At 60.0% G+C, this 12,253-nt stretch carries 11 protein-coding genes and 1 tRNA gene; all 12 read right to left on the reverse strand.

The window, feature by feature from the left end; translation table 11 throughout:
- Positions 1–64: 64 nt before the first annotated feature.
- The 12 genes from M0746_RS28210 to M0746_RS28265 all read right to left on the reverse strand — a co-directional run bounded on the left by M0746_RS28210 (position 65) and on the right by M0746_RS28265 (position 12,240).
- The gene (locus M0746_RS28210; RefSeq protein WP_258451365.1) at positions 65–1,876 is read right to left on the reverse strand and encodes an alpha/beta hydrolase family protein; all 1,812 of its coding nucleotides are present in this window, start codon (positions 1,874–1,876) and stop codon (positions 65–67) included.
- A complete protein-coding gene (gene pqqE / locus M0746_RS28215) occupies positions 1,842–3,002 on the reverse strand; it encodes a pyrroloquinoline quinone biosynthesis protein PqqE (protein WP_258451366.1) in 1,161 nt (386 codons plus the stop codon). The genes M0746_RS28210 and pqqE overlap by 35 nt, the downstream gene beginning before the upstream one ends.
- Positions 2,974–3,249 carry a pyrroloquinoline quinone biosynthesis peptide chaperone PqqD gene (gene pqqD, locus M0746_RS28220; protein ID WP_258451367.1) on the reverse strand — a complete coding sequence of 92 codons (276 nt, stop codon included), beginning with the start codon at positions 3,247–3,249 and terminating at the stop codon, positions 2,974–2,976. Before pqqD ends, pqqE begins: the two co-directional genes overlap by 29 nt.
- Positions 3,246–3,998, reverse strand: a complete 753-nt coding sequence (gene pqqC, locus M0746_RS28225) for a pyrroloquinoline-quinone synthase PqqC (RefSeq protein WP_090286883.1) — start codon at positions 3,996–3,998, stop codon at positions 3,246–3,248. Before pqqC ends, pqqD begins: the two co-directional genes overlap by 4 nt.
- A gap of 140 nt (positions 3,999–4,138) precedes the next feature.
- Positions 4,139–5,050, reverse strand: coding sequence for a pyrroloquinoline quinone biosynthesis protein PqqB (gene pqqB / locus M0746_RS28230; protein ID WP_258451368.1), 912 nt, complete (start codon positions 5,048–5,050; stop codon positions 4,139–4,141).
- 81 nt (positions 5,051–5,131) lie between these two features.
- Entirely contained in the window at positions 5,132–5,206 is a 75-nt protein-coding gene (gene pqqA, locus M0746_RS28235) for a pyrroloquinoline quinone precursor peptide PqqA (protein ID WP_003444522.1), read from the reverse strand.
- A gap of 156 nt (positions 5,207–5,362) precedes the next feature.
- Entirely contained in the window at positions 5,363–7,777 is a 2,415-nt protein-coding gene (gene pqqF / locus M0746_RS28240) for a pyrroloquinoline quinone biosynthesis protein PqqF (RefSeq protein WP_258451369.1), read from the reverse strand.
- A gap of 38 nt (positions 7,778–7,815) precedes the next feature.
- Positions 7,816–8,610, reverse strand: coding sequence for a carbon-nitrogen hydrolase family protein (locus tag M0746_RS28245; protein ID WP_258451370.1), 795 nt, complete (start codon positions 8,608–8,610; stop codon positions 7,816–7,818).
- 12 nt (positions 8,611–8,622) lie between these two features.
- Positions 8,623–10,305 (reverse strand): flavin monoamine oxidase family protein, encoded by a 1,683-nt coding sequence (locus tag M0746_RS28250; protein WP_208939522.1) that lies wholly within the window; start codon positions 10,303–10,305, stop codon positions 8,623–8,625.
- A gap of 224 nt (positions 10,306–10,529) precedes the next feature.
- Entirely contained in the window at positions 10,530–11,003 is a 474-nt protein-coding gene (locus tag M0746_RS28255) for an Lrp/AsnC family transcriptional regulator (RefSeq protein ID WP_258451536.1), read from the reverse strand.
- A gap of 294 nt (positions 11,004–11,297) precedes the next feature.
- Complete coding sequence (locus M0746_RS28260; protein ID WP_208941031.1) at positions 11,298–11,738, reverse strand: hypothetical protein; 441 nt, start codon at positions 11,736–11,738, stop codon at positions 11,298–11,300.
- 425 nt (positions 11,739–12,163) lie between these two features.
- A tRNA-Ile gene (locus M0746_RS28265) sits at positions 12,164–12,240 on the reverse strand.
- Positions 12,241–12,253 lie beyond the last annotated feature (13 nt).

Here is a 12,253-nt window from a genome sequence, read left to right on the forward strand (position 1 = left end):
ATTTGCGAACACCACAGATCCCGTGTAGGCGTGAGCCTGCTCGCGATCGAGGCGGCTCGGTATTTCAGTCAGATAAGCCCATCACCCGCCGATAAAACTGCCACTCCTTTTCCAGCGCATGCGCCTGGTTAACGGCACGACGGAAACCGTGGCGTTCATCGGCATAGTAGTGGGCTTCAACCGGGATGCCGTTACGTTCAAGTGCGGCGACCATGTCGCGGGTTTGCTGCGGCACCACCACCGCATCCAGTTCACCCTGAAAGAAAATCACCGGCACGCGGATATGGTCTGCGTGCAGCAATGGCGTGCGTGCGGCATAGCGTTCGGCGTCCTGCTCGGGATCGCCGATCAGCCAGTCGAGATAGTCGCCTTCGAACTTGTGCGTCGCCCGGCCCAATGCCACCGGGTCGCTGACTCCGTACAAACTCGCGCCAGCGCGGAAGACTTGCTTGAACGCCAGCGCACACAACGTGGTGTAGCCACCCGCGCTCCCGCCCCGGATGAACGCGCGCTGCCCGTCGATCAAGCCTTGGTCGGCGAGATACGCGACGACGTTGCACGCATCCTCGACATCCACTTCACCCCAGCGCAAATGCAACGCCTGGCGATATTGCCGGCCGTAACCGCTGCTGCCGCGATAGTTGAGATCGGCGACGGCAAAGCCGCGTTGCGTCCAGTATTGAATGCGCGGGTCGAGCATCGGATAGCAGGCCGATGTCGGGCCGCCGTGGATGAACACCACCAATGGCGGAGTCTTCTCGGCGATCATGGCCGGGTAAAAGAAACCGTGCGCCTCACCCGAACCGCTTGGGTAACGCAGGGTTTGCGGACGGCTGATGCGTTCGGCGGGCAACGGCGCTATACCGCCGACCAGCACGGTAACTTCGTTCGTCATTCGATCAATGGCAATGATCGCCGAGGGGCTGATCGGCGAGGCCGCAATGCAGTAGATGTTTTGCTGATCTGCGGCCAGATGACGGAAGCGGCTGTACTCACCAGTGAAATCTACATCGCCAAGAGTAAGGCGACCGAAACCGCCTTCGCTCCAGCTGGCCAGGAAAGCATCACCAAGCGGCAGCCAGGTGCAGCCGCCGAGTTGCCACGGCGCTGGAGCATGATCGGCCAGTGCGGCCGGCAATGATTCCAAACCGTCGACAGCTTCCGCCCACGGTTGCCAGAATCCACCGCGATCGGTCAGGCAATACAGGCGGCCCTCGTCATCGAAGCGCGGTTGCTGAATCGACTCTTCAATGTCATCGCCAGCCACGTAGCGCGGCGAAGCGAATCCGCCATCGGGCAAGCGCTGGGCGGTCATCAACCGGGTTGAGGTCCACGGCTGATGCGGCCGGCTCCACTCGATCCACGCCAGGCGCTGACCGTCCGGGCTCAGAAGGGGCGATGCATAAAAATCTGCGCCCTCAGCCAATACGTGCCGAACACCGTCAGCCAGATCAACCGCCACCAATCGGTGTCGATCGCGCTGCTCCTCGACCGCCAGAATCTGCCCGCACGCATACTGCAAATCACCAAAGCGGCAATCGCCGGTGGTCAGTGGTTCAGGCGCACCATTGAGGGGCTGCCGATACAACTGCTGGTCCGCCTCGTTGACGAAAACCACCCCGTCAGGCGTCAGGCAAAATGCACCACCGCCATATTCGTACACGCGACTGCGCACGCTGAAGCCATCCGGCGTCAGACATTGCGTCACGCCATCGCGCCAGTGCCAGATCCGGCACGCGGCATCCAGCGGGCGATATTCATTCCAGAACAGGCCGTTGGCGCCGAGCTGCAACTCGGCGAAATCCACGCCGGCGGCGACGGCTTGCGAAGCGCTGAAGGGCTCAGCCCTTGGCGATGAGGCGTGAGTTTCGTTCATTGCGAAAGGCCAGTTGTTCGATGGTCTGCGTGGCGCTCTCGGCTTCTTCGCGGGCCTTGAGGATCACGCCGTGATGTTCGGATTTGCTGCACACCGGGTCGGCGTTGCTCGCATCACCGGTGAGCATGAACGCCTGGCAGCGGCAGCCGCCAAAGTCCTTTTCCTTCTCGTCGCACGAGCGGCACGGCTCGGGCATCCAGTCGTAACCGCGGAAGCGGTTGAAGCCGAACGAGTCGTACCAGATGTGCTGCATGCTGTGATCGCGCACATTGGGAAACTGCACCGGCAACTGACGCGCGCCGTGGCAGGGCAGGGCGGTGCCGTCCGGTGTCACCGTCAAAAAGATACTGCCCCAGCCGTTCATGCAGGCTTTCGGGCGCTCTTCGTAGTAATCCGGGGTGACGAAAATCAGCTTGCACGGATGCCCTTCGGCTTCCAGCTTCGCCCGGTATTCGTTGGTGATGCGCTCGGCGCGCACCAGTTGTTCCTTGGTCGGCAACAGGCCGACACGGTTGAGTTGCGCCCAGCCATAGAACTGGCAGGTCGCAAGCTCGACAAAGTCAGCCTCCAGCGCAATGCACAGCTCAATGATGCGGTCGATCTTGTCGATGTTGTGCCGATGGGTGACGAAGTTCAGCACCATCGGGTAACCATGGGCCTTCACCGCGCGGGCCATTTCCAGCTTCTGCGCGAAGGCTTTTTTCGAGCCGGCGAGCAGGTTGTTCACTTGCTCGTCGCTGGCCTGGAAACTGATCTGGATGTGATCAAGCCCGGCCTTCTTGAAGTCGCTGATTTTCTGCTCGGTCAGGCCGATGCCGGAGGTGATCAGGTTGGTGTAGAAACCCAGCTGCCGTGCTTCGTGAATCAGCTCGGCGAGATCCTGACGCACCAGCGGCTCACCACCGGAAAAGCCCAGTTGCGCCGCGCCCATTTCCCGTGCCTCGCGGAACACCTTGATCCACTGTTCGGTCGTCAGCTCTTTGCCCTGCTGGGCGAAATCCAGCGGATTGGAGCAGTACGGGCATTGCAGCGGGCAGCGGTAGGTCAGCTCGGCGAGCAGCCACAGCGGCAGGCCGACTTCAGGTTTGGCCGGCAGATCAGCCAAGGGTGAGCCAGTGTTGCTCACGGGCAACCTCCATGAATTGCTCGATGTCGTCACCGAGATCAGGCACACCGGGGAACTGCTCGTCGAGTTTGGCGATGATTGCCGCGACATCACGTTCACCGTCAATCAATTTGCCAATCTCGCTTGCGCTCTCGTTGAGCTTGATCATGCCTTCCGGGTACAGCAGCACGTGGCCTTTTTGTGCCGGTTCGTACTGGAAACGGTAGCCGGGACGCCAGCTCGGGACTTTGCTGCGGTCAAAACTCATAAGCTGATTCCTTTGTGCCAGACCCGTTGATCAGTGACGCTGTGATACGGCGGACGGTTCAGTTCGTAGGCCATGCTCATGGCATCGAGCATGCTCCAAAGAATGTCCAGTTTGAACTGAAGAATTTCCAGCATGCGCTCCTGGCCTTCGCGGGTCTTGTAGTGTTCGAGCGTGATCGCCAGACCATGTTCGACATCCCGCCGCGCCTGACCGAGGCGGGTGCGGAAGTATTCGTAACCGGCCGGGTCGATCCACGGGTAATGCTGCGGCCAGCTGTCGAGACGCGACTGGTGGATCTGCGGCGCGAACAGTTCGGTCAGCGAACTGCTCGCGGCCTCCTGCCAACTGGCGCGGCGGGCGAAGTTGACGTAAGCGTCGACGGCGAAACGCACGCCGGGCAACACCAGTTCCTGCGAGCGCAATTGATCCGGGTCGAGGCCGACCGCCTGGCCGAGACGCAGCCAGGCTTCGATGCCGCCGTCTTCGCCAGGAGCGCCGTCGTGGTCGAGCAAGCGCTGAATCCATTCGCGGCGAATTTCCCGATCCGGGCAATTGGCGAGAATCGCCGCGTCCTTCAGGGGAATGTTCACCTGATAATAGAAGCGGTTGGCGACCCAGCCCTGAATCTGCTCGCGCGTGGCGCGGCCTTCATACATCGCCACATGGTAGGGGTGATAGATGTGGTAATAGGCGCCTTTGGCGCGCAGGGCCGCTTCGAATTCGGCGGGGGACAGCGGGGTGTCGGTCATTGCGGTTCTCCGGGGAACAACCCTAGAAATATCTGGTGTCTGTGCCGGCCTTATCGCGAGCAGGCTCACTCCTACTGGTGATCGCATTCCAATGTAGGAGTGAGCCTGCTCGCGATAGGCCGCGCAGCGGTCTCAAATGCTTACAGCACAATGCTCATGCCATCAAACGCCACTTCAACATTGCGCCGCACCAGCTCTGCGCGCTCGGCCGAATCCTCGTCGAGAATCGGGTTGGTGTTGTTGATGTGGATAAGCACCTTGCGCTGCTCGGGAAGCTGTTCCAGCACTTCGAGCATGCCGCCGGGGCCGTTCTGGGCCAAATGGCCCATTTCGCGACCGGTGCGGGTGCCGACGCCACGACGCTGCATTTCATCGTCGTCCCACAGCGTGCCGTCGACCAGCAGGCAGTTGCTGCCAGCCATGATTTCCAGCAGCGGCGCGTCTACTTTGCCCAGGCCCGGCGCGTAGAACAGCTTGCCGCCGGTGTTCAAATCTTCAACGATCAAACCGATGTTGTCGCCCGGATGCGGATCGAAGCGGTGCGGCGAATACGGTGGCGCTGCACTGCGCAGCGGCAGCGGCGTGAAACGCAGGTTCGGACATGCGGCGACGGTGAAGCTCTGATCGAGTTCGATGCGGTTCCAGTCCAGCCCGCCGTTCCAGTGGGTGAGCATCTTGAACAACGGAAAGCCGGTGCTCAGGTCTTCGTGAACCATGTCCGTGCACCAGACCTGATGCGGGCAGCCCTCGCGCAGACTGAGCAGGCCGGTGGTGTGGTCGATCTGGCTGTCCATCAGAATGATCGCGCTGAAGCCGGTGTCACGCAGGGCGCGGCCCGGTTGCATCGGGGCAAAGCTTTGCAATTGCGCGCGGATGTCCGGCGAGGCGTTGCACAGCACCCAGTTCACGCCGTCATCGGAAATCGCGATGGACGATTGGGTGCGGGCCTTGGCGTTGAGGCTGCCGTCGCGAAAGCCTGCGCAATTGACGCAGTTGCAGTTCCACTGCGGAAAACCGCCGCCTGCGGCCGATCCCAGAATCTGGACGAACATGAACACTCCATCATTTCAACGCGGAAAATAAAACGCCCCGGCGAGCCGAGGCGTTGCACTGCGATCCTGCGTAAGCAGAACTCAGCGGCTGGCGAAGTACATGGTGACTTCGAAGCCGATACGCAGGTCGGTGTAAGCAGGTTTGGTCCAGGCCATGAGATGTCTCCTTCTGTGGGTTGGGATAGCGCTATCCATAGGTATAGTCCACGGCAGCGCGGTGATGTTCCAATTAGTTAGGCGGCTATGTTACTCAAAATTTCAACGCGATGACCCGTGAATCTTTGAGAAAGCTCCTTGCAGCCTTGGTAATGATCATTTCAGTGCTTGCCAGGGGGCGTCGGGAGCTGGGGCGCTGGCGAGGCAGAGCCAGCCGCCTTCGGCGTCGAGCAGACGCTGGGCAGCACCCATCAGTGTCGAGTGGTCCAGCGCGCCGATGGCTGCGATCAACCGTTCAAGATAATCCGACGAATGGCCGGCAAGTCGGGCCTGCCAGAGCAGCTCGGCAGCTTCCTTGAAGTCCAGATCAGCCACGTCGAACTGATCGGCGAGGCTTTGCCGTTGCTGGCTGAGGCTGGCCTCATCCATCTGTTCAATCAGCGCCGGGAGACTGTTGAGGAACTGCTGGATGTGCTCGAGCAGTTCGTCAGGCTGCACGTTGGGCGATTGCACACCAAACATCAGCGCGACGCGGCCATGGATCTGGCGCACGGTGCTGAACACCGCGTAGCCCAGTTGCAACTCGACGCGCAGGCGCTGATAGAACGGCGTCTTAAGCAATTGTGCGAGCAACCGCCAGGCGGCTTCATCTGAGAGGTCCTGGCTGGCGCTTGGGCAGTACAGCAGCGCAGCGTGTTCGCTGGATGCCGTATCGATGTGTTGCCACAGGTATCGGCCGTTGATGGTGCGAGGTGCAGACAGTTGGTGGTCCGGTTGGCCGGGGATGCGACTCAAGGCCAGGCCCATGGCAGATTGGCTTTGCGGGTTGAAACCCAGCGCGAGCCCGTCCCAACGTGCAGTTGCCCACAGATTCGCAGCGTCAGCGGATGTGCCGACAGGCTCCAGGCAACTTTCCGGCAAAGCCTTGAGCAGTTGACGGATCGGCATCAGCGGCGATTCCGGCTCGTCACGCGGGGAATCGGCTGAGATCGATGTCAGACATTTCAGCGCATGCTCCAGCACGCTGGGCATGGGCTCTTGCAGACCGGTCAGTTTCAGCAGCCATTGCTTGCCCGTTGCGCTGAATGACAGCTCGACCCCGGCCTCGCTGGCATCTTGGCGGATCTGCTGAAGGCTGCGCTGCAGTCGCGCTTGCAGATCAACGCTGGCTGCGGCGTCGACCTGCCAGCGCAGATAAATCGCGCCTTCATCACCGTTGCCCGGTACTGCCTGGCTGAACTGCATCGGCGAGCGTTCGCGGCGCCCGCGCGATCGGTCCCGAGCGAACGTGCGCAAGCCGCGGTGCGCGCTGGTCTGGCCGCGAATCAGTCCGGCGTTGGCCAGCGGCTCGTTAGCGCGCAGGAAGGGGTTGGCGGCTGGCAAGTGCCAGTGCGCGGCGAAGTTATCCACAGCACCGAGTTCGCGCAGAATGTTTTTCAGCGTTTCAACGGCGCAATCAGGCAGGCCGTTTTGCAACTGTTCACTGTCCAGCCGTGCCAATTGCAGCGCACCGCAGATTTGCTGCTGCCGTTGCTGTGCGACTGCATATTCCTCGCGTAGCGGCGCCCAGTCCTGTTGCGCGAAAAAGCTCAGCCAGTCGAGCCAATGTTGGCGAATCATCTTCAGCGATTCGGCACCCGCGTTGAAGTGCAGATGCAGCAGCGCCTGCCCGTCGAAGTGATAAAGCGGCAGCGCCTTCAGTCCCTCAGCGAGACTGTGCCGCTGCAAATGCGCCAGCAACCCTCCGGCCTTGGCGCTATTGAGCCAATGGCAAAGAAACGCCAGCGCTTCGGCAGACGAATGCGGCAATGCATCAAACGCAAAGAGCAGATGCCCGTGCGCTCCGTCGACCTGTTGATAACTTTTCACCGCCAGCGGCACAGGCGCTGCCTGCGCAACTTTATCCCCAGCCGGTAGCGCAGCGGCGAACTGTTCGGCCAGCGCACGCAGCTGTTCCAGGCTTTGCGGCCCGGCCAGACTCAATGTCATCTGCCCGGTGCGATAAAAGCGCTGATGGAAGTCTTTCAACGCCTGTTGAAACGCCGGCAGTTCGACTTTCAGGCTGTCGCGATTGCCGGCATGAAAACCCCGCAGCGGGTGTTCTGCCGGTAAACCTGCGTACAGGGCAAACTGCTTTTGCGCTGTCGGATCCTGCGACCAGGCGACATATTCCGCCTGCAGCACTTCACGTTCGCGCAATTGATCGTCCAGATTCATACACGGATGGGCGAGCATGTCTGACAGACGCTCCAACGCGCCGCTGAAAGATCGCACAGGCAGCTCGAAGAAGAAGTCGGTGGTGCGTTCGCGGGTGCTGGCGTTCACTTGGCCGCCGTGGCCCTGAACGTAGGCCATCAGCCCTTCCGCCGCCGGGAAACGCTCGGTCCCGAGAAACAGCAAATGTTCGAGAAAATGCGCCAGACCTGGCCACGCCAGCGGCACGTCGTGGCTGCCGGCCGCCACGCGCAACGCGCCGGCGCTGCGTTTGAGGCCGGGCACATGACGCAGGGTTACGCGCAAGCCGTTGGCCAGGGTCTCAGTGTGGGGGCGGGGGTGAGTCGGCGCAGGCATGGGCACTTCCAGAACAGTGAAGTGCCAATGCTAGCGGATTAGCGCCGGTTGAGCGCGGCGTAAAGCTCAGGACGGCGATCGCTGAGGTAGCGATTGGCAGCCCTTGAGTCGTTCATCAACTGACGATCCAGCTCGCCGACGATCAGCGCTTCGTCGAGTCCGGCCAGGGCAATGCGGCTACCGTCCGGTGCAGCAATGCTGCTTTGTCCGCAATACTGGATATCGCCTTCGTGACCGCAGTAATTGGCGTAGGCCACGTAGCACTGGTTTTCGAACGCGCGCGAACGCACGGTGACATCGGCAACGAAATCGAACGGAATCATGTTGGCTGTCGGCGCCACGATCAACTCGGCGCCAGCCAGCGCCAGACGGCGGGCGTTTTCCGGAAACTCCAGGTCGTAACAGATCAGAAAGCCGAGCTTCCAGCCGTTCAACTCGACCACCGGCAAATCCGCCTCTCCCGGACTGAACATCGACCGGTCGAGGTCGCCGAACAGATGCGACTTGCGGTAATTGGCCAAGCGCTCGCCCGTCGAATCGATCAACTGCACGGCGTTGTAAATCTGCCCGTCCGCGGTGCGCTCGGGATAACCGTAAACGATCGCCATGCCCGCAGCCTTGGCAATCCGTCCGATCTGTTGCGCCCATTCACCGTTGTAGACCTCAGCCAGGGTGCTGACCGCTTCGGCGCCAATGTTGTAGCCGGTCATGAACATTTCCGGCAGCACCAGCAGGTCCGAACCGTTGGCTTCCATCGCCACCCGGTGCAAGCGGTGCAGGTTGGCGGCGGGCTCCAGTGGCAGCGGTGGACATTGGTAAAGGGCTACACGCATCGAAGAATCCTCTTACTCGGGCAGGGCGATAGGGCCGATGTCTTTGAACACATCACCCGGGCCCGGGTTCGCTTTATGTGTCGAACCGCCGAAATGCTTCATGATCCCCCACACCGCGTTGAGCGAAGTCTGCACCGCGCCTTCGACCCAGGCCGGCGTCCACGACACGTCGTCACCGGCAATGAAGATCCCGCGCTGTTCGGCCGGCATGTCGTCCTGCATGAAGTGCGCATACATGCGCTGGTTGTAGCGGTAATGGCCGGGCAGGGCGCCTTTGAAGGCCCCAAGAAAATAAGGGTCGGCTTCCCACGACACGGTGATCGGGTCGCCAATGATCCGCGCGGCGATGTCGACTTTCGGGTAGATCTTCTTCAACGCGTTCAACGCCAGCTCAACGCGCTTTTCCACCGGGTGCGGGAGCATTTTCAGTGCGTCGCTCATCCACGAATACGACAGGCAAATCACCCCTGGCTTGTCGTCGCCGTTGTCGAACAGGTAGGTGCCACGGGTCAGGCGATCGGTGAGGGTCATGCTCATCAGGTCGCGACCGGTTTCCGGGTCCTTGTCCTTCCAGAACGGCCGGTCGACCATCACGAAGGTTTTCGACGACTGCATGTAGCGCGTGCGGTCCAGTGCCATCCACATCTTCTGCGAAAACAGGGTTTCGTCGCATTCGATCTGGGTGGTCAGCAGCCAGCTCTGGCAGGTGGTCAGCACGGCGGCGTATTCGCGGGTGTCGCCGTTATTGTCAGTCACCGCGAAACGGCCCTGGGGTGCATGGGCAATCTTCTTCACGCCGGAACGCGGTGCGCCACGGTGCAGGGATTTCAGGCTGGTGCCCGCGGGCCAGTGAGCGCAGCGTTCCGGCACATGCCGCCAGATGCCTTGCGGCACTTGTTCGACACCGCCGACCACCAGGTGCTGGTGATCGTCGCAGTTGGTCATCACCACACGGAAGATTTCCAGCATCGAGTTGGGGAAATCCGAGTCCCAGCCGCCGGTACCGAAACCGACCTGACCGAACACCTCGCGGTGCTGGAACGACAATTTGGCGAAGGCTTTCGAGGTCGCGACGAAGTCGTAAAAGGTTCGGTCGTCCCACAGCGGTACCAGCTTGTTCCACAGCTCTTTGAGGCGCGGCACATCGCGGTCACGGATGGCTTGCTGGATATCGGAGAACTGCGAACCGGCCTCCAGCGCATCCGCCCAGGCGTCAGCCACTTCCTGAAACAGTGGAGGAAGATCTTTCAGGCTTTCTGCGTAATAGGTTTCGCCTTCCAGGTCGATCACGGTGCTGCCGGAGGCGCCGGTCAACGGGTTGGGGAAAGGCTTGGTTTCGAGGCCGAGCTTGTCGACGTAGTGATAGAACGCCGTGGAAGACACCGGAAAGCGCATGCCACCGAGTTCAGCAACAATGGCGTCGGTACCGTTGAAGGCTTGCGAACGCAGACGACCGCCCAGTTTCGACGCCTCATAAACCACCGGTTTAAGGCCAAGCTTCATCAACTCGTAAGCAGCCACCAGACCGGCAATGCCCGCGCCGACAATCGCTACTTCTGCGCCGTGGTGGTTTTCAGGAATGCTGCCCAGACCGGCCGGATGTTCGATCCAATCGTCGAAAGCAAACGGAAAGTCCGGACCGAAAATGGTGACTGGTTTTTTACCGTCTGCAGGATGGCGATTGTTCTTGTTCATGGCTGACCTTGCTGGCGACTCGACGCGGAATGCGCGTCTGAGTATAGGAAAAGATGCCAGCCATTCTAGGGAGCACGGAACACGTTAATAAGACTCAATGTGTCGTCGTTTTGCTATTAAGTTGTGCAGAACGACGATTCTGGACTTCACTTCGATCACTGTGGGAGCGGGCTTGCCCGCGAAGAGGCCTGCACATCTCACAGAGAAACCCCAGTGGGAAAAATTCAAACCGGCTGCCCCCGATCAATCTTGCTACTCAAAATGATCGAAGTCGTGGTCTTCTCCACCCCGTCGACACTGCCGATCTGATCCAGCAACTGATCCAGCTGCTCCGGCGAATCGGTCCGCAACCACGCCACATAATCAAACTCGCCACTCACCGCACACAACTGCTGCACCTGCGCCATCGCACTCAAGCGACGCAACACCTCCTTGCCGGACCGCGGCTGCACCTTGATCCCGACATAGGCCTGCAACCCGCCATCAACCACGCGCTGCCCGAGGCGCACGCCATAACCGGTGATGACTTTGGTTTTTTCCAGCCGCGCCAGTCGTGAGGTCACTGTGGTGCGCGCGATGCCCAGCTGCCGGGCGAGCATGGCTACGCTCTCGCGGGCGTTGATTTGCAGGGCGGCGATCAGCTGGCGGTCGATTTCGTCGAGAGTGGGGGGCGGGTGTCTGGCAAAGGTGGCTCCGATAGCATGAGCAATGAGGTTCGGATGTTACAGGGTCAATCACGTTGGAGCATACGGCGGCACCTATCGTCGTCTACGAAGAAGCGAACGGACGGGACGGTTGCTCTTGTCAAGTTCAAGGGCTATCATCGGCACGTCAGCACAGACCGGAACTTTGCAAGCAAAGGGTGTTGATTTCGGTGGTGCAAGCTACTCCTAGCCAGTGAGCGGGATAAACGGGAAACCGTGAAAGAACAGGCCGATATTGAGATTTACAAAAAGCCCCGATGCGCAAGCATCGGGGCTTTTTGCTTTCTCTCAAACGGATTTCCCCGCGTTACGCATTTCCAGAATGTAGCGGACGTTATGAGGTTTTCCTTTCGGCAGCTTCGCTCGTCCCCAGTCAGCGACCTCGTAGGCGGAAATGATTCGGAGTTTCAGACGGTTCGTCGTGTTCTTCGGCTTGCTGATCGAAAAAAAGAGCGCGTAGTCATGCAAATCAAGGCAGTAGTAGCGCTGACTGTTTTCTACGTAGAAGGGCACAGCCAGACCTTTGAAAAAGCGTTTATGCAGGTAGTCTGTAATCTGGCTGCTGCGGTAATGGCGGTCCGCACAAAAATACCGAACCTCTCCTTTGTGTCTGAGCGGCTGGCCGTGACCTTTGTCATCGGTAAAACAGTGGAAGCCGAATTCAAATCTGACGACAAGCTGCTGCTCAGCGACGTCGAACGCAAGTTCAAAGGGTTGTAAATGCACCATGCAGTATTTGCGTTCGCCAATAAGCAGGTCTTTCCATTCCATAGTGATTGTCGCCGAACGTGCAACGAGCGCGATGTGGGGAGTCACCACGTTCGTTGGAGTCGAATGGCAACCATGCGTAGGTTGGAAAACGGAACCAGAAACCGGCACGTCTAAGACGTCTTATTTACGGCCGCCATCGCTATAGAGCGAAGCGCTGTTGCTGTTCACTGATTTCGCCGGGTTTCCAAGCCTGGTCGCTGATAAGCTGCGACGTCTGGAGAGTATCCCTGGGAACATAATCCCAACAGGCATCAAAACGCTCAAAATCGCAGCTTCGGAACTTGCCTACAGTCTCCGGGAAGTCTTCTGAACACTGCGTTCGCAAGGTAGGAGCCCAACCACCCGCCCATAAAAAAGCCGCGCATATAGCGCGGCTTTCAATTTGGTGGGCCCACACGGACTTGAACCGTGGACCAAAGGATTATGAGTCCTCTGCTCTAACCAACTGAGCTATAGGCCCTCAGTAGGTCGCG

The sequence above is a fragment of the Pseudomonas sp. S11P7 genome (assembly GCF_023195435.1).
Lineage (GTDB): Bacteria > Pseudomonadota > Gammaproteobacteria > Pseudomonadales > Pseudomonadaceae > Aquipseudomonas > Aquipseudomonas fluorescens_G.